Here is a 17,063-nt window from a genome sequence, read left to right as displayed (position 1 = left end):
ACCGCCCCCACCGACAAGCTGGCAACTACCGGGTGAACTGAACCCTGGTACCGGCACGACAAAAGCCGCCGTGGTCGTCAAAGCCACGGCGGCTGCGTCAATGCCTGGGTGGTAGCGGAACCCGCTACCGGAATATCAGAGCTTGTTCAGCGCGAGCGCCAGCGCCGACTTCTTGTTGGCAGCCTGGTTGGCGTGGATGACGCCCTTCGAGGCGGCCTTGTCCAGCTTCTTGCTGGCGGCCTGCAGACGCGCTGCGGCGGCGTCCTTGTCGCCGGCGGCGGCGGCCTCGCGGAAGCTGCGGATCGCGGTGCGCAGTGCGGACTTCACCGACTGGTTGCGCTTGCGAGCGGCTTCGTTGGTACGGATCCGCTTCATCTGGGACTTGATGTTGGCCACGCCTGTTTCCTCGTGTTCCTTCGCTGGGGGTCTGTGCTGACGGAATCTGTAAAGCAAGTCGTACGCGTGCGACACACCCGGAGTTTTCCGGTCACGCAACGCCGAAGATCAAGGGTACCAGCCACCCCGCAGGGCACGAAATCGGTGCGCGACCTCCCGGGAATTGTCCCTCGTGAACGGTATCTTCAGCGCAGACGTCCCGCGTCTCGGCGCGGCCGTAGGCGTGATTTTCCAGCGGTATCTCGTCCCCAGTGGCTATGAACGGCGGAAGGTGGCAGATGTCTGACGCGGAGCGGGAAATTGTCAGCGAAGAGGTCGTCGCATCCGGCGGCGACAACATTCCCCCGGGCGCCTACCCCCAGGTTCCCGGGGGACTGGTGGAGGTGCCCGCGGGCAAGAAGTTCGCCGCTGAGGCCCTCGGCACGTTCATCCTGGTGATGGGCGGTGTGGGTACCGCGGTGCTGGCGGGGGAGCGGGTCGGTGCGCTGGGGGTGGCGCTCGCCTTCGGTCTCACCCTGATGTTCCTGGTCTACGCGATCGGGCCGATCTCCGGCTGCCACGTCAATCCGGCGGTGACGCTGGGGCAGATGCTGATGGGCCGAATCTCTACCCGCAACGCGGTCGGGTACTGGATCTCGCAGGTGGTCGGCGGATTGCTGGCCGGTCTGGTGCTGTTCGCGCTCGCGAAGAACCTGCCCTCCTACGACCGGGCCGTGGACGGTCTCGGGGCCAACGGCTGGGGCGCGCACAGCCCGTCTGCCGAGACGGGGCCGCTCGGGCAGGTTGTCATCCAGAACGGCTACGGCCTGGCCTCGATGATCATCATCGAGGTGATGCTGACCGCGCTGCTGGTCTTCGTGGTGCTGGCTTCCACCGACGAGATTTCCGACGCACCGCTGGCCGGTCTGTCCATCGGCGTCACCCTGGCCGTGATCCACCTGATCTCGATTCCGGTGGACAACACCTCGGTCAACCCGGCTCGCAGCCTCGCCGTCGCGTGGTACCAGAACGGTGCGCCCGGTCAGGTGTGGGCGTTCATCGTGTTCCCGCTGATCGGCGGCGTACTCGGTGCGCTGGTGTACGCGATGATCTTCGGGCGCGGCACCCGCGAGACCTCGGCCGCCTGATCCAGCGCACTCGACCCCGGCCCGGTGATCACCGAGCCGGGGTCGAATCGTTTCAGCTCCAGTGATATTCGATGACGAGCCGGTGCGCGACCAGATCGAAACTCTTGCGCGGCACGATCGCCCCCTCGCGGCGAATTCCCGCCTCCGGCACATCGAGCACCCGATCCAGCCGGACCCAGCTGGGTCGACCCTCGTGGTCCCAGGGGCCGCTGCCGATGCCGACCCAGTTGTGGTCGCGGGCGCGCTCGGGATTCGACGAGAGCATCAGCCCGAGCAGGGTGGCGCGGTCGCGGCCGACGACGAGCACCGGCCGGTCTTTCCCGTTGTTCGGATCCTCTTCGTAGGGCACCCAGGTCCAGACGATCTCGCCCGGATCGGCGCGGCCGTCCAGGTGCGGGCAGTAGACGATCTGCCGCGCGCGATGCGCGGTCGGTACGGGCGTGGACGCCGCCGGGCGGACCGTGATGGCCGGGCCGTTGCGTCCTCTCTTCTTGCCGATCTTCGGGCCCTGCGCTTTGGCGATGATGCCGAGCTGCTTGCCGATCGTGTTCCAAGTTCGGGCCATTCTTGGATGGTAACGGCGGGTCGCGCTGTTCTCATCCGCGCGGAATGCCTTGCGCCGGCGCGGGATTGCCGGCCGGCCTGACCAGCGGCGGATCGCTCGCACCGGGTTGTGACCTGCGCTACGACGCACCAGTGGCATTCGGTGCCGCGTGCTCGTGGGACGATAGGGGCTAGTTTGCCGATACCCATGAGGAGTGGAGTGCCTGCCAGCTTCGCCGACACAACGTTCACCGATCCCGCCCGGATCCGGAACTTCTGCATCATCGCGCACATCGACCATGGCAAGTCGACGCTGGCCGATCGGATGCTGCAGCTCACCGGTGTGGTCGAGGAGCGGGCGATGCGCGCCCAGTACCTGGACCGGATGGATATCGAGCGCGAGCGCGGCATCACCATCAAGGCGCAGAACGTGCGGTTGCCGTGGAAGGTGGGCGACACCGACTACGTACTGCATCTCATCGACACTCCCGGTCACGTCGACTTCACCTACGAGGTCTCGCGCGCGCTCGAGGCTTGCGAAGGCGCGGTGCTGCTGGTCGACGCCGCCCAGGGCATCGAGGCACAGACGCTGGCCAACCTGTACCTGGCGCTGGACAAGGATCTGACGATCATCCCGGTGCTCAACAAGATCGATCTGCCGGCGGCCGATCCGGACCGCTACGCGGCCGAGATCGCGCACATCATCGGCTGTGAGCCGGACGAGGTGCTGCGCGTCTCCGGCAAGACCGGTGTCGGCGTGACGGAGTTGCTGGACAAGGTGATCGAGGTGGTGCCGGCCCCGGTCGGCGATCCCGACGCCCCGGCCCGCGCCATGATCTTCGACTCGGTCTACGACACCTACCGCGGCGTCGTCACCTATGTGCGTGTGGTGGACGGCAAGCTGACCCCGCGCGAGAAGATCAAGATGATGTCCACCGGCGCGACGCACGAATTGCTGGAGATCGGCATCGTCTCGCCGGAACCGAAACCCACACAGGGGCTGGGCGTCGGCGAGGTCGGTTATCTGATCACCGGCGTGAAGGACGTGCGTCAGTCCAAGGTCGGCGACACGGTCACGCACGCACGCAACGGGGCCACCCAGGCCCTCACCGGTTACCGCGAACCGCGGCCGATGGTCTACTCGGGCCTGTACCCCGTCGACGGCTCGGACTACCCGGACCTGCGCGACGCGCTGGACAAGCTGCAACTCAACGACGCCGCGCTCACCTACGAGCCGGAGACCTCGGTGGCGCTGGGCTTCGGCTTCCGCTGCGGCTTCCTGGGTCTGCTGCACATGGAGATCACCCGGGAGCGGCTGCAGCGCGAATTCGACCTGGACCTGATCTCGACCGCACCGAACGTGGTGTACCGCGTGGAGATGGAAGACGGCAAGGAGCATGTCGTCACCAACCCCTCGTACTGGCCGGAAGGCAAGGCGCGCGCCGTCTTCGAGCCCATCGTGAAGTGCACCATCATCTCCCCGAGCGAGTTCATCGGCTCCATCATGGAGTTGTGCCAGAGTCGCCGCGGCGAGCTCGGCGGCATGGACTACCTGTCGGAGACTCGCGTCGAGCTGCGCTACACGATGCCGATGGCCGAGATCATCTTCGATTTCTTCGATTCGCTGAAGTCGCGCACCCGCGGCTACGCCAGCCTGGATTACGAAGAGGCCGGCGAACAGACGGCCGCGCTGGTCAAGGTGGACATCCTGCTGCAGGGTGAGGCCGTGGACGCGTTCAGTGCCATCGTGCACCGGGACGCGGCGCAGGCCTACGGCAACAAGATGACCACCAAGCTGCGGGAACTCATTCCGCGCCAGCAGTTCGAGGTGCCGATCCAGGCCGCCATCGGCTCGAAGATCATTGCCCGCGAGAACATCCGCGCCATCCGCAAGGACGTGCTCGCCAAGTGCTATGGCGGTGACATCAGCCGCAAGCGCAAGCTGCTGGAGAAGCAGAAGGAAGGCAAGAAGCGGATGAAGACCATCGGCCGCGTCGATGTTCCGCAGGAAGCTTTCGTGGCCGCCCTGTCCTCGGACGCCGCCTCGGATAAGCCGAAGGGGAAGTAGTCTCGAGCCCCCGAATAAGGGGCTTGTCGGTCGGTTTTCCGGATGGCAGGGTTATGGTGCTCGTCACCGTCACGAACTCGAACTTCTTGGAGGATGTGACAGTTGGGTTCTGCGCAAATATCCTCGAGGTGATCTTCACTCGGTCCGGGCCTTCGGGGGTCGGCAGGCGGCGTCGGCCGTCGGGGTGGGTGGGCTCAGTGGTGAGGATGCTGGAACCTAGATGTGGAGCCTTGCATGACGCGTGACCTGCCCTTCGACGGCACTGATGACACCGAGGTGGACGAGGCCGGCAGTGATATGGCCTATCGGGTAGCGACCGGTGTCGCGCGGGTGGCGCGGGCGGGGGCGTATGTCACCGGCGGCGCGCTGGTCGCGTCCAACACCGGTACGCCCGCGCGCCCCGGTGACGCGCGCCTCGACAGCTTGCACACGGGCTGGGCACACACCGATCCCGACCCCGACCCGGATGTGCCGAGTCCGGTGGTCACCTTCCCGGATCCCGAACCGACCTGGGCGCCGCCCGAGCCGTCGCACTCGCAGCAGCCGCAGCCCGCGCCGCTGGAACATGCTCCGTCCACCCCGGGCTGGATGGAGCCGGACAGCCGGGCCTCCTGGGATTCCTCCGACCAGACCACGAGCTGGTATTTCACGGAGGAGACGCCGGACGACGATCCTTCGGCCCCCGGCTGGGTGGACGGCAGTACGCAGTCCAGCCAGGCGGAGTCCGGTCCGATGGATTGGCTGGACAGCCCGGACCACGCGCTGCCCGGCCACAGCCCGTTCGCGCTGCCCGGTACCCAGGCCTTCAGTGGCCCGGATCCCTTCGGTCTGCGCGTTCCGGCCGCGGGCGACGCGGAAGACGCCACCGCGCACACGCCGGATCACGGGAGCGGCAACGGTTTCGGCCCGTCCGCCGAACTCGACGGCGACTCTTGGGACAGTCTGTTCGGCAACGGCGGACTGTTCGGCGATAACGACAGCGGCACCGACTCCGATTTCGGCATCTTCTTCGGTGTCGACTCGAGCGCGAAACTGGACGGCGAGTTCACCGTCGAATTCGGTCTCAACGAGCAGGACGGGTTGTACCTGCACACGGAGGCGTGGCTGGAGGCGTCCGCGGAGGTGTCGGTGCAGGCGGCCGTGGGCGACAATGTCGGCGACCAACTCGATCAGTTCTCGGACTGGCTCGACAGCAAGCCCAGCGCGGGCACGGGCTCGGCCCGAGCCACCAATGACCAAGCCGGGTCCGCCAATTCGGGTCTCGGCACGGGCGGTACGCCCGGCTCGACTACGGCTCCGGCCGCCGCGCCCGTCGCCCCGGCCCTGGCCGCTCCGGTTCCGATCGCGCACGTCGCACCCGCTCCCGTCGCGGCGGCGGCCCCGGCTCCGGTCGCCCCGGCCGCTCCCGCCCCGGTAGCGCCGGCGACTGTCGCGCCGGTTCCGGTAGCCCCCGCTGTCGCCGCGCCCGTCGTGGTCCAGCCGGTGGCGGCGACGCCGCTGCAGACCACGATCCAGCCCGAGGCCGCGAGTACCCCGATCGCGAATGTGCTGACGGGTCCCAGCGGCGCCTCCCCGCTGACCGCCCCCGCGGCGGTCGCGCCCGCCTTGTTCGATCCGCCGAAGCCGGTGCCGGCGACGAGCCTCGACCCACGGCACCCCGATATCGGGCACACCGGAACCAGCCCGGTGAGCAAGGTGCCCACCACGATCACCAACTCGGTTCCGGTTCCGGCGACGGGCAACCCGCTCGATCCGACCACCGGGAAGCTCCCCGATCTGGGCGGCATCACGAACACGCCGGGCGTCACGCTGCCGGTCCCGACCATCGATCTGGACGGCACGCCCAGCAAGATTCCGGGTGCGACCGTCACCCCGTCGCTGCCCGGCACCAAGCCGGCCCCGACCATCGATCCGGATGGCACCCGGCCGAGCGTGCCGACCACGCAGCAGCCGGCGCCGACCCCGCCGAAGACGGTGGATCCGACGCACACCCGGCCGACCGTCGAGGTGCCCAGCACGGTGGACGTGCCGACCGTCTCGCTGCCGACGCAGCAGCCGACGATGACGCACAGCATCACGGTGCCGACGGCCGATATCGCTCCGCCCCCGGTGCATATTCCGACCCAGGCCCCGGTGACTCCGATCAAGCCGCCGGTGACGCTCAACCCGAACCCGAAGCCGATCAGCGACACCGTCGACTATCAGGCCGCCCAGTACACTCCGCCCGGCGATCACCTGTTGTTCGCCTCGGGGTTGTCCAGCGGGCTTATGCCGCACCAGGATTCGCCGCTGTCGCAGCACGACGGGACGGACGTCACGTTGGTGTAGCCGCTTCGACGAACGGGTACCAAGGGGTTTCCTCCGCGCACGCGAAGATAGAAGCAAGAGTAAGGAGCAGGGTTGTCTGCCGCAGCAGGGCTGAAGGCCGCGACGGTGAAACATCCGGACGCGATGGCCCCGCTCATCCGGATTCTGGACGAACTGCGCGAGATGGCCCGAGCCGCGGGCCGCGACGATCTCGGGGGCCGTTTGGGCATGGTGCGCGCGCGGGTCACCGACCCGCGAGTGCGTCTGGTCGTCGTGGGTGAGCCGAAGCACGGGATGAGCACCTTGGTCAACAGCCTGGTCGGGGCGCCGGTGAGCGCCACCGACACGGCGCTGAGCGTGCCGGTGATCGTGGAGTACGGCCCGCAGGCCACCGCGAATCTGGTGAAGTCGCACGGCAACGGCCGGGTGGAACGCCAGGCTGTGGACCCGCTGCACCCAGGTCCGGCACTGACCGCTCAGGGCGTGGTCCGGGCCGAGTTCACCGAACCCAGTCCGTTGCTCGCCGACGGCATCGTGGTGATGGACGCTCCGGGCGCCGCCGGCGACGAGCACACCAAGTGGTCGATGATCGCCGCCGCCGACACCGTGCTCTACGTGGTGGACGCGAGCCGGGAGCTGACGCCCGCGCAGCTCGAGCATCTGCAGCGGATCCATCAGTTGTGTCCGACGGTGATCTGTGTGCTGAACAAGATCGATCGTTTCCCGCAGTGGTCACACGTGCAGCAGCGCAACCGTGAGCTGCTCGACGCGGCCGGTCTCGGGTTCGCGGTGGCGCCGGTGTCGGCGCTGCTGCACCTGCAGGCCGAGACTTCAGGCGACTATCAGCGCGATATCGAATCGGGAATGCCGCAGCTCATCGACCATTTGCGTGACTACGTGGTGTCGCGCGCCGATGCCGTGGCGATCGAGGCCGCGGTCCGCGATATCCGCTTGGTCACCGATCATCTGGCGGTGACGGTGCGCTCGGAGGCCGAGGCGCTGCGAGATCCGCGCCGCCGCGCGGAGATCACCGAGCAGCTGCTGGCCGCGCGCAATCTGGCCGACGAGCTGCGCCAGCGCACCGCCAACTGGCAGGTCACCCTGGTGGACGGCAGCACCGAGCTGATGGCCGATATCGAGCACGATCTGCGGCACCGGCTGCGCAGCCTGGTGCGCGACGCCGAAGCCGAGATCGCGCAGACCGATCCGGCGCGCGGCTGGAAAGACTTCGGTACCGAGCTCGACGCGCGCATCTGCGAGGCCGTGGAAGAGAACTTCGTGATGGCGCACTACCGATCGGTCGAGTTGTGTGAGCAGGTCGCCGCGAAGTTCCCCGCCGATCATCGCGTGCCGCCGCTGCCGGATCTGCGCCTGGAGAATCCGGGCGAGGTGCTGGAACCGGTCGCGCCGCTGGACGCCCTCGACAGCGCGAAAGCCAGTGTGACCCAGCAACTGCTGTCCGGTCTGCGCGGCTCCTACGGCGGCATCCTGATGGTCGGCCTGGCCACCAGCCTGCTCGGCATGTCGCTGGTGAACTGGTACTCGGCGGGCGCGGGTGTGCTGCTGGGCGTGAACGCGCTGTGGGACGACCGCAAGAATCGCAAACTGCGCCGCCGCGCCGAAGCCAAGGTCGCCGTCGCCCGCTTGATGGACGACGTGATCTTCCAGGTGAGCAAGGAATCGCGGAATCGCTTGCGCGCCATGCAGCGTGCGCTGCGCGACCATTTCACCGATCTCGCCAACGACACGCTGCGCACCGCCGACGAGTCGCTGCGCGCGGCCGAGGAGGCCTACGGCAAGTACGGCGACCGCCGCGAAGAGCGGATCGCCGAACTCGACGGTCGGATGAGCACGCTGCGCGCGATCCGGGAACGCGCCGAGACTCTCGTCGCTGCCTGAACGGCCTTGTCACCCAGGGTGATTCGCCGGGGAATGCGCGGGCTGGAAATTCACCGCGCTGTGGGTTTCCTCGGCCCGGATGACGTGCGTGACGGCGTTGATGAGCGCCAGATGGGTGAACGCCTGGGGGAAGTTCCCGAGGTGGCGCCCACTGCGCGAGTCGATCTCCTCGGCGTAGAGCCGCAGTGGGCTGGCGTATCCCAGCAGCCGCTCGCACAGGTGCCGGGCGCGTTCCAGTTCGCCGATTTCCACCAGTGCCGACACCAGCCAGAACGAGCAGATGGTGAAAGTGCCCTCGGCTCCGGACAATCCGTCGTCGGTGGTCTCGGTGCGATAGCGCAGCACCAGCCCGTTCTCGGTGAGGTGATCGGCGATCGCGAGCACGGTGGACCGCACCCGCGGGTCGTCGGGCGGCAGGAACCGCAGCAGCACCACCAAAAGCAGTGACGCGTCGAGGGTTTCGCCGCCGTAGGTCTGGGTGAAGACGCCGTCGGCGTTCACTCCGTAGGCCAGGATGTCGGATTTGATCTCCTCGGCGATGACGTACCACTCGGCGGCGTGCCGCAACTGCCCGTGCAGTTCGGCCAGTTTCGCGCCGCGGTCCAGCGCCACCCAGCACATCACCTTCGAGGAGGTGAAGTGCTGGGGCTCCCCGCGCACCTCCCAGATGCCGCGATCGGGTTCGCGCCAGTGCGCGATGGCCGCCTGCACCTGTCGTTCCAGCATCGGCCACAGCTTCTCCGGCACTCGCTGGCGCGATTTCACGTGCAGATACACCGCGTCGAGCATGGTGCCCCAGATATCGTGCTGATCCTGGTTGTAGGCGCCGTTGCCGATGCGGACCGGTTGCGCACGGTCGTAGCCGGACAGGTTGTCCAGGGTGCTCTCGGTGATGACGCGTTCGCCACCGATGCCGTAGAGCACTTGCAGTGGCACCGGTTTGCCGTGATCGTCGGTGGTGGCGTCGTTGAGGAAGGCGAAGAAGTCGTTGGCTTCCCGATCGAGTCCCAGGGTGTACAGACCCCACAGCGCGAAGCTGGAGTCGCGCACCCAGGTGTAGCGGTAGTCCCAATTGCGTTCCCCGCCGGGCGTTTCCGGCAGCGAGGTGGTGGCGGCGGCCATCAGCGCACCGGTCGGCGCGTAGGTCAGCCCCTTGAGGGTCAGCGCGCTGCGCTGCAAATAGTTCCGCCACGGGTGATCGGGGAACTTGCCGAGGGTGATCCACTGCCGCCAGCATTCCGAGGTCGCCCACATCTTGTGCGCGGCCTCGTCGAACGTGCGCGGTGCCGGCAGCTCCGACCAGGTCAGCGCCACATAGCGTTCGTCGCCCTCCGAGAGCCGGGTGCGGGCGCGGGCTTCGCGGCCTTCCAGGCCCAGCCGTAGATCGGTGGTCAGTACCAGACTGGGCCCGGCGCTCGGATCGTCGCTGCGGACGGCCGTGGCCTCCTCGTAGACCTTGCCCGTGTACTCCCAGCGCGCGGTGGCACGGTGGTAGTCGAAGGCCGGTTCGCAGCCCATCTCCAATTCCACCGTGCCGTTCACGCATTTCACCGTGCGCAGCAGCATGTGCTCGGCGTCCCAGTCCATCGGCGTGCGGCGGTAGGAGCGGCTGCGCTGGTCGTTGTTGTGCCAGGGGCCCAGGACCAGGGCGTCGCGCACGATCAACCAGCCGGTCTGGGTTTGCCAGGTGGTCTCCAGAATCATGCCGCCGGGCAGGTAGCGCCGGGCGGCGGGCACGTTGACGCCGTACGGTCCGAGGCGGAAGTGACCCGCGCTGCGATCGAGCACTGCCCCGAAGATGCTCGGTGAGTCCGGCCGCGGCACGCACATCCACTCGACCGCCCCGTTGCTGGCGATCAGGCAGGTCGTCTCGCAGTCGGAGAGAAAGGCGTAGTCGTCGATCGGGGGATAGCTGGCATGATGGTTCACCTGCGTCATCGCGCTGGGTACCGGCAGATCCGCGGGTTCGGTGTGATCGGAGGACGCCATACCTCATCTTGGGTCGCCGCCGACCGTGGCGTCCACTCTCTATGTCGAATCCGACTACCACCCCTGAGTCCGCTGTTCGCTTGCTCTCAGGATCGCCTACTAGGCTGGCGGCGTGCAGAGCATCGCAGGATGGTGGGACAGCTTCGAGCTGTGGGTCGCGGGATTGCCGTTCATTCCGCAGTTCCTCGTGGTTCTGGTCGGCATGGTGCCGATCAGCTTCGCGATCGCTTACCTGCTGGACCGCGGCGTCCGCGTCACGATGGCGCTACTGGGCCGCAACCGCGCCGCCGCCGCGACCCAGGCCGCCGACACCGCCGAACTCCGCCTCGGCCCCGATTTCGCGCGGCCCGATCTGCAGATCCCGGCGAACCTGGCATCGCTCGAGCACGCGCAGAGCGGGGTCCGCTGATGCCGCGTTCCCGCGTCCAGCTCGCCCTGATCGCCCTGCTCGTCCTCGTCGTGCTGGCCTGGTTGCTTACGCGGTAGCACCGCCGTTGCGCCAATCGTTGAGGCGCTTACCGAGTTTGGTGACGGTGTCGCCCACTTCCTGACCCACCGTGCTCACCGCGGCCCCGACATCCTTGCCCAGGTTGCGTACCGTGCGGACCAGCGGATCCTCGGACTGATCGAAGCTCTGCTTGTAGTTGCGCGCCGCCTCCTTGATCTCCTCGCTGATGCGCGCGTTCTTGTCGGTGTCGCGGTGCGGGTAGTGACCGTGGATGATGCGGTCGTACTCCCCGGACTGGATCCAGCGCCGCAATTCGGCGGCCCGCAGGACCGAGAACGGATGCGACTGCAACTCCAGGTTGAGCAGTTTCAGCACCCCGTCGCGCAGATCGCCGGAGCGCTCGTAATCGTCGGCCTGGGCGAGGAAGGCGCCGTGGTTCATCTCCTTCACCCAGGTGCCGCCCGCGGTCTTCATGTGCACGCGCACCGAGGCGTCCACGTCTTGCCCGCACAGCAGCCCGGCGCGGTCGCCGGACAGTTCGGACTTGCGGCTCCACTCCATCAGCGCCGCGACGATCGCGCGTAAAGCCCAGCCGCCCACCGGCATCCAGCCGATATTGGCCGAGATGCGCAGCAGGTGCATGAGCATGGTGCGGTAGACCGCGTGCCCGGACAGCGCGTGCCCGAGTTCGTGGCCGATCACGAAACGCAGTTCCTCGGTGTCCATCAGATCGATGAGTCCGGTGGTGAGCACGATGAACGGCCGGTCCATGCCGATGGTCAGCGCGTTCACGTGCGGACTCTGCAGCACGAACATCTCTGGTGTGGTACGTGCGTCCAGGATTTCCACGCAGTCCTCGCGCAGTTGGTGCAGCGCGCGGAACTGGCGTTCGTCCACCCGGACCGCGGTGGCCAGATAGAGCAGCCGGTGCTGGCGTTCCTGCAGCAACCCGGACAGGGTGCGCAGGACGGTGTCGAAACCGGCCAGGGACCGCAGCGTCACCAAGGCGGTGCGGTCCGCGGGATGCTCCCAGGCGCGGGTGCTGATGCCGGGCAACCGGGTACGGATGCGGTCCGGACTTGTGGTCATTGAGTTGTACCCCCGTGCTAGATCGGATTCGAGACGCTACGTGCGCCTCTGCTACAGTCTGCCTGTGTCTTCGAGTGTCGTCCCGCGGGTCCGCCATGAACTGGCGTTGATCGCGGTCGGCAATCTCGCGGTCGCGGATATTCTCTGTCGCTGATCGGCGACCGGATTCGCCGCGCGTCCCTGCCTCCCAGACTGGCGCGCTCCTTCGCGGCCCATCCGAACCCCGACGGCCCACCGGCCGAAGTCGCGCCACTGTCCGCGTATCCGCGCGGCAGGTCTACCGATTTCACAGTCTTCTCTCCGCCATGATTCCCAGAGGAAATGGCGGTCTCAGAAAGGTCCACCGGAGATGTCTCGCAATTCTCGGCTCTCGTCGCGTCGCCGTTTCGCGGCTGTCGCTCTCACCACGCTCGCGGCCGTGACCCTGTCCGCGTGCGGCGGCGGGGCCAGCGACACGGTGGGCGGCGATGCCGCCGACGGCAGCGGCGGCACGCTGAATCTCTACGCCTACGCGGTACCGAAGCCGGGCTTCGACAAGGTCGTGCCCGAGTTCAACAAGACCGAACAGGGCAAGGGCGTCTCCATCCTTCCCTCCTACGGCGCTTCGGGCGACCAGTCCCGCAAGGTCAAGGACGGCGCCGAGGCCGACGTGGTGAACTTCTCGGTCGAACCCGACATCACCCGCCTGGTCGACGCCGGTCTGGTCGACGCCGACTGGAACGCCGGCGCCACCAAGGGCATTCCGTTCGGTTCGGTGGTCGCCATCGTCGTCCGCAAGGGCAACCCGAAGGGCATCAAGGACTGGGACGACCTGCTCAAGCCCGGCGTCGAGGTGGTCACCCCGAACCCGTTCAGCTCCGGTTCGGCCAAGTGGAACCTGCTCGCGCCCTATGCGGCCAAGTCCGACGGCGGCAAGAACCCGCAGGCCGGTCTCGACTACCTGAGCCAGCTCGTCTCCAAGGAGCACGTCAAGGTGCAGCCGAAGTCCGGCCGCGAAGCCACCGAAACCTTCCTGCAGGGCACCGGCGACGTGCTGCTGAGTTACGAGAACGAGGCCATCTTCTCCGAGCGCAACGGTGACCCGATCGAGCACGTCATCCCGCCGACCACCTTCAAGATCGAGAACCCGGTCGCGGTGCTGAAGACCAGCAAGAACCAGGAGAAGGCCGTCGCCTTCCGCGACTTCCTGTACACCCCGGCCGGTCAGAAGGCCTGGGCCGAGGCCGGCTTCCGTCCGGTCGACCCGCAGGTCGCCGGCGAGTTCGCCAAGGACTTCCCGACCCCGGGCAAGCTGTGGACCATCGAGGATCTCGGCGGCTGGAAGAAGATCGACAAGGAGCTCTTCGCCGCGAACACCGGTTCGGTCGCGGTCATCTACGACAAGGCCACCAAGTAGCGAAACGTGCGGGTGGCCCTGCCCACACCCGCGCAGCGCCGCCGTTTCGCCGCTTCCAGAACACGGGATACTGATCGACTGTGACAGACAGCAAGACCACCGAGCCGGAGGACGACTCCGGCCCGGGTGGCGCGGTAGCGCTCGACAAGCCGGCCCCCGCGCCCGGCCCGGCTCGGCGTCCGCGCCTGTCCTGGCTGCGGGTGACCGGTTCGGTCGGCCCGCTCGGCATCGCCACCGCGGTGCTGTGGCTCAGCATCATCGTTCTGCTGCCGCTGGCGGCGCTCACCGTCACCTCGTTCGAGGACGGCTGGTCCGGCTTCTGGGACGCGGTGACCGCTCCGGCCGCGCTGGATTCGCTGCGCATCACCGTCTTCGTGTCGGTGATCGTCGCGATTGTCAATGTCTTCATGGGCACCCTGATCGCCTGGGTGCTGGTGCGCGACGAGTTCCCCGGCAAGGGCATCGTGAACGCGCTGATCGATCTGCCGTTCGCGCTGCCCACCATCGTGGCGAGCATTGTGCTGCTGTCGCTGTACGGGCCGCAGAGCCCGATCGATATCCAGCTCAATGCCACCCAGCCCGGTCTGATCGTGGCGCTGGCCTTCGTCACGCTGCCGTTCGTGGTGCGCTCGGTGCAGCCGGTACTGATCGAGGCCGACCGGGAGGTGGAACAGGCCGCGCTGTCCCTCGGCGCGGACAACTGGACCACGTTCCGCCGGATCGTGCTGCCCACGCTGGCCCCGGCCGTCATCAGCGGCGGCGGGCTGGCTTTCGCCCGCGCCATCGGCGAGTACGGCTCGGTGGTGCTGATCGGCGGCGCGATTCCGCGCAAGACCGAAATGGCCTCGCAGTACATCCAGAAGCAGATCGAGATCGACCGCCCGGTGAACGCGGCCGCGGTGTCGGTGGCGTTGCTGCTCATCTCCTTCGTCGCGTTGCTGCTGTTGCGGCTGTGGGCCGAGCGCAGCGCCCGGAAAGAGCAGGCGTCGCGATGAATCTTTCCTGGCCTACCCGGATCACATTGCGCACGGTCGCGCTTGCCTACCTGTTCGTGCTGCTGGTGCTGCCGCTGATCATCATTCTGTGGCGCACCTTCGGGTCCGGCATCGGCGGCTTCATCGACTCCATCACCACACCGGCGGCGATCTCCGCGTTCCAGCTGTCGATGATCATCGTCGCCATCGTGGTCCCGGTGAACGTCGTCTTCGGCATCGTGACCGCGCTGGCGCTGGTGCGAGGCCGGTTCCCGGGCCGCACCTTGGTGCAGGGCATCGTCGATCTGCCGTTCGCGGTCTCCCCGGTGGTGGTCGGCGTCGCGCTGATCCTGTTGTGGGGCGCCAACGGCTGGTTCGGCGGTCTCGAATCAGCCGGATTCAAGGTCATTTTCGGCTTGCCCGGCATGGTGATCGCGACGATCTTCGTGACGCTGCCGTTTGTGGTGCGCGAAGTGGAACCCGTGCTGCACGAGATCGGTGACGACCAGGAACAAGCCGCCGCCACCTTGGGCGCGTCCCGCTGGCAGACCTTCTGGCGGATCACCCTGCCCGCGATCCGCTGGGGCCTGACCTACGGCGTGGTGCTCACCGTGGCCCGCGCGCTCGGCGAATTCGGCGCGGTCATCATGGTGTCCTCCGCGTTGCCCGGCAAATCCCAGACCCTCACCCTGCTGGTGCACGGCCGATACATCAACGACCACAACACCTTCGGCGCCTACTCCGCCGCGACCCTGCTGATGGGCATCGCCCTCGTGACCCTGCTGTTGATGACCCTCCTCGAACGTAAGCGTGGCGCCAAGTGATCACCGTGACCAATGCGCGGAAGAACTACGGTTCCTTCGCCGCCCTCAACGACGTCAGCATCGACATTCCCGCCGGGGAGCTCACCGCTCTGCTCGGGCCGTCCGGTTCGGGCAAGTCGACCCTGCTGCGTTCCATCGCGGGCCTGGAATCCCTGGACGGCGGCATCGTCAGCATCGCCGGTAACGACGTCACCCATGTGCCGCCGCAGAAGCGCGATATCGGTTTCGTCTTCCAGCATTACGCCGCGTTCAAACACATGACGGTGCGCGACAATGTGGCGTTCGGCCTGAAGATTCGCAAGCGCCCCAAGGCCGAGATCAAGAAGAAGGTCGACGAACTGCTCGAGATCGTCGGACTCGACGGTTTCCAGCACCGCTATCCCGCCCAGTTGTCCGGCGGACAGCGCCAGCGTATGGCCCTGGCTCGCGCGCTCGCGGTGGATCCGCAGGTGCTGCTGCTCGACGAGCCGTTCGGCGCGCTCGACGCGAAAGTGCGCGCCGACCTGCGCAAGTGGCTGCGCCGCCTGCACGAGGAGGTCCACGTGACCACCGTGCTGGTCACCCACGACCAGGAAGAGGCGCTGGACGTAGCCGATCGCATCGCGGTGATGAACGCCGGGCGCATCGAGCAGGTCGGCAGCCCGGAGGACGTATACGACCGGCCCGCCAATGAATTCGTCATGTCCTTCCTCGGCGATGTGGCCCGGCTCAACGGACATCTGGTGCGGCCACACGATATTCGCGTGGGCCGGGATCCGAGTATGGCGCTGGCCGCGCACGAGGGCACCGCGGAATCGGCGGGCGTCACGCGGGCAACGGTGGAGCGTGTGGTGCATCTGGGTTTCGAAGTGCGCGTGGAGTTGCGTAACGCCGCGACCGGAGATCTGTTCGCCGCGCAGGTCACTCGCGGTGACGCGGAAGCGCTGCGGCTTTCCGACGGTGAGACCGTCTATGCCCGCGCCACCCGTATCCCGGAGCTGCCCGCTGGTTAGTTCGGCCGCAATGGTTTTCGGCTGCCGCGGGTAATTTGTCGCTGCCGCACGTCCTTTCGACAGTGCCGACACGCCGGGTGAAATAACCATTCCCGGTAAATGTTGTGGTCGAATACTGCCACTAATTGAATACCTTCCAATTCGTTCGCCGTAGCCTTTTCGCGTGCGCGGGGGAAGTTGTATGCGGAATTCTGCTCCAGGCGCCGGCAAAGAATGCATGGAGACCATGACGACACGACTACCCGTGTTTGTTTCTACTGCTCTCTGCTGTGTCATCGTTGTTTTCGCGGCCAATTCGGCCACCGTCACCACGGCCCGTGCCGCGGGGCTGCGGCTTCCGGATCCGCCCGTCGAATTGGCCGTTAAGAGCCATGAGATCACCTGCCCCGATCCCTATGCCGGGCTCACCCTGGCGCACCTGCTGCCCACCGGAATCGAGGGCGAGCAAGAGCGTTTCGATCCGAATGCCGAGCAATTGCACAATGCCCGCCGCATCGTCGAGGTCGTGGCCCGCCGCGGTATGCCGCCCTATGCGGCGGTGGTGGCGCTGGCCACCGCGTTGCAGGAATCGACGTTGCGAAATCTCACCGTAGCCGTGGATTACGACTCGCTCGGACTGTTTCAACAGCGCCCTTCGGCCGGCTGGGGCACGCCGGAACAATTGACCGATCCCGAATACGCCACGGGCGCATTCCTGGACGCGCTGGAGGACAGCGCACCGAATTACTCGTCGGTCCCGCTCTGGGAGGCGGCACAGGCAACGCAGGTCTCGGCATACCCGACCGCGTACGCCAAGTGGCAGGAGCAGGCCGCGCATCTGACGCTGAAGCTGCTCGTGGAATAGCCGCTCGCCCCGCCGCTTCCGGTCCGGTCGTGCGGACGACCCTCGGGAGCGGCGGGGGGAGCGGTTAGGTGTGCGAGAACGTGTATCGCCCGGTTGCTGTGAATCCGCGCGGCCGGTCGGCAACCCTGGCCCGGCGGCCGCCGAAATCCGGCGCGCCAGAGCAAGAT

General features: G+C 67.2%; 15 protein-coding genes. 11 read left to right on the top strand and 4 right to left on the bottom strand.

The window, feature by feature from the left end; genetic code table 11:
- Window positions 1-135 precede the first annotated feature (135 nt).
- A complete protein-coding gene (gene rpsT, locus BJ987_RS34680) occupies window positions 136-396 on the bottom strand; it encodes a 30S ribosomal protein S20 (protein ID WP_209897252.1) in 261 nt (86 codons plus the stop codon).
- A 278-nt stretch (window positions 397-674) separates the two neighbouring features.
- Here rpsT and BJ987_RS34675 point away from each other — a divergent pair, with 278 nt between their 5' ends.
- Window positions 675-1,523: an aquaporin gene (locus BJ987_RS34675; RefSeq protein ID WP_209897251.1), complete on the top strand. Its 849-nt coding sequence runs from the start codon at window positions 675-677 to the stop codon at window positions 1,521-1,523.
- Between the two features lie 52 nt (window positions 1,524-1,575).
- Here BJ987_RS34675 and BJ987_RS34670 read toward each other — a convergent pair whose 3' ends face one another.
- Complete coding sequence (locus tag BJ987_RS34670) at window positions 1,576-2,088, bottom strand: type II toxin-antitoxin system PemK/MazF family toxin (protein ID WP_209897250.1); 513 nt, start codon at window positions 2,086-2,088, stop codon at window positions 1,576-1,578.
- Window positions 2,089-2,274: 186 nt separating this feature from the next.
- On the opposite strand from BJ987_RS34670, the gene lepA reads away from it, so the two are divergent.
- The 3 genes from lepA to BJ987_RS34655 all read left to right on the top strand — a co-directional run bounded on the left by lepA (window position 2,275) and on the right by BJ987_RS34655 (window position 8,340).
- Window positions 2,275-4,134: a translation elongation factor 4 gene (gene lepA / locus BJ987_RS34665; protein WP_209897249.1), complete on the top strand. Its 1,860-nt coding sequence runs from the start codon at window positions 2,275-2,277 to the stop codon at window positions 4,132-4,134.
- A 234-nt stretch (window positions 4,135-4,368) separates the two neighbouring features.
- Complete coding sequence (locus tag BJ987_RS34660; protein ID WP_209897248.1) at window positions 4,369-6,462, top strand: hypothetical protein; 2,094 nt, start codon at window positions 4,369-4,371, stop codon at window positions 6,460-6,462.
- Window positions 6,463-6,534: 72 nt separating this feature from the next.
- Window positions 6,535-8,340, top strand: coding sequence for a GTP-binding protein (locus BJ987_RS34655; RefSeq protein ID WP_209897247.1), 1,806 nt, complete (start codon window positions 6,535-6,537; stop codon window positions 8,338-8,340).
- Between the two features lie 9 nt (window positions 8,341-8,349).
- Here BJ987_RS34655 and BJ987_RS34650 read toward each other — a convergent pair whose 3' ends face one another.
- Window positions 8,350-10,329: a glycoside hydrolase family 15 protein gene (locus tag BJ987_RS34650; RefSeq protein ID WP_209897246.1), complete on the bottom strand. Its 1,980-nt coding sequence runs from the start codon at window positions 10,327-10,329 to the stop codon at window positions 8,350-8,352.
- Window positions 10,330-10,441: 112 nt separating this feature from the next.
- Here BJ987_RS34650 and BJ987_RS34645 point away from each other — a divergent pair, with 112 nt between their 5' ends.
- Window positions 10,442-10,738: a hypothetical protein gene (locus tag BJ987_RS34645; protein ID WP_209899763.1), complete on the top strand. Its 297-nt coding sequence runs from the start codon at window positions 10,442-10,444 to the stop codon at window positions 10,736-10,738.
- 66 nt (window positions 10,739-10,804) lie between these two features.
- Here the strand turns inward: BJ987_RS34645 and BJ987_RS34640 are convergent, their stop codons facing one another.
- Entirely contained in the window at window positions 10,805-11,866 is a 1,062-nt protein-coding gene (locus BJ987_RS34640; protein ID WP_209897245.1) for a M48 family metallopeptidase, read from the bottom strand.
- Window positions 11,867-11,930: 64 nt separating this feature from the next.
- Here BJ987_RS34640 and BJ987_RS38320 point away from each other — a divergent pair, with 64 nt between their 5' ends.
- The 6 genes from BJ987_RS38320 (at window position 11,931) to BJ987_RS34615 (ending at window position 16,896) form a co-directional block, all read left to right on the top strand.
- Entirely contained in the window at window positions 11,931-12,020 is a 90-nt protein-coding gene (locus BJ987_RS38320; protein ID WP_372446918.1) for an Ms4533A family Cys-rich leader peptide, read from the top strand.
- Window positions 12,021-12,215: 195 nt separating this feature from the next.
- A complete protein-coding gene (locus tag BJ987_RS34635; RefSeq protein WP_209897244.1) occupies window positions 12,216-13,262 on the top strand; it encodes a sulfate ABC transporter substrate-binding protein in 1,047 nt (348 codons plus the stop codon).
- Window positions 13,263-13,447: 185 nt separating this feature from the next.
- Window positions 13,448-14,257 (top strand): sulfate ABC transporter permease subunit CysT, encoded by an 810-nt coding sequence (gene cysT, locus BJ987_RS34630; protein WP_209899597.1) that lies wholly within the window; start codon window positions 13,448-13,450, stop codon window positions 14,255-14,257.
- Window positions 14,254-15,060 carry a sulfate ABC transporter permease subunit CysW gene (gene cysW / locus BJ987_RS34625; protein WP_209897243.1) on the top strand — a complete coding sequence of 269 codons (807 nt, stop codon included), beginning with the start codon at window positions 14,254-14,256 and terminating at the stop codon, window positions 15,058-15,060. Before cysT ends, cysW begins: the two co-directional genes overlap by 4 nt.
- Entirely contained in the window at window positions 15,057-16,052 is a 996-nt protein-coding gene (locus BJ987_RS34620; RefSeq protein ID WP_209897242.1) for a sulfate/molybdate ABC transporter ATP-binding protein, read from the top strand. Before cysW ends, BJ987_RS34620 begins: the two co-directional genes overlap by 4 nt.
- A 226-nt stretch (window positions 16,053-16,278) precedes the next feature.
- A complete protein-coding gene (locus BJ987_RS34615; protein WP_209897241.1) occupies window positions 16,279-16,896 on the top strand; it encodes a hypothetical protein in 618 nt (205 codons plus the stop codon).
- Window positions 16,897-17,063 lie beyond the last annotated feature (167 nt).

The sequence above is a fragment of the Nocardia goodfellowii genome (genome assembly GCF_017875645.1).
Classification (GTDB): Bacteria; Actinomycetota; Actinomycetes; order Mycobacteriales; family Mycobacteriaceae; genus Nocardia; species Nocardia goodfellowii.
The sequence above is the reverse complement of the archived record's forward strand: the minus strand, read 5'-3'. Positions and strand labels throughout refer to the sequence as shown.

Bases quoted from the DNA above. Each gene is read 5' to 3' on its own strand.
- BJ987_RS34675 (WP_209897251.1), top strand. From the start codon at position 675: ATGTCTGACGCGGAGCGGGAAATTGTCAGCGAAGAGGTCGTCGCATCC.
- BJ987_RS34670 (WP_209897250.1), bottom strand. From the start codon at position 2,088: ATGGCCCGAACTTGGAACACGATCGGCAAGCAGCTCGGCATCATCGCC.
- lepA (WP_209897249.1), top strand. From the start codon at position 2,275: ATGAGGAGTGGAGTGCCTGCCAGCTTCGCCGACACAACGTTCACCGAT.
- BJ987_RS34660 (WP_209897248.1), top strand. From the start codon at position 4,369: ATGACGCGTGACCTGCCCTTCGACGGCACTGATGACACCGAGGTGGAC.
- BJ987_RS34650 (WP_209897246.1), bottom strand. From the start codon at position 10,329: ATGGCGTCCTCCGATCACACCGAACCCGCGGATCTGCCGGTACCCAGC.
- BJ987_RS34640 (WP_209897245.1), bottom strand. From the start codon at position 11,866: ATGACCACAAGTCCGGACCGCATCCGTACCCGGTTGCCCGGCATCAGC.
- BJ987_RS34635 (WP_209897244.1), top strand. From the start codon at position 12,216: ATGTCTCGCAATTCTCGGCTCTCGTCGCGTCGCCGTTTCGCGGCTGTC.
- cysW (WP_209897243.1), top strand. From the start codon at position 14,254: ATGAATCTTTCCTGGCCTACCCGGATCACATTGCGCACGGTCGCGCTT.
- BJ987_RS34615 (WP_209897241.1), top strand. From the start codon at position 16,279: ATGACGACACGACTACCCGTGTTTGTTTCTACTGCTCTCTGCTGTGTC.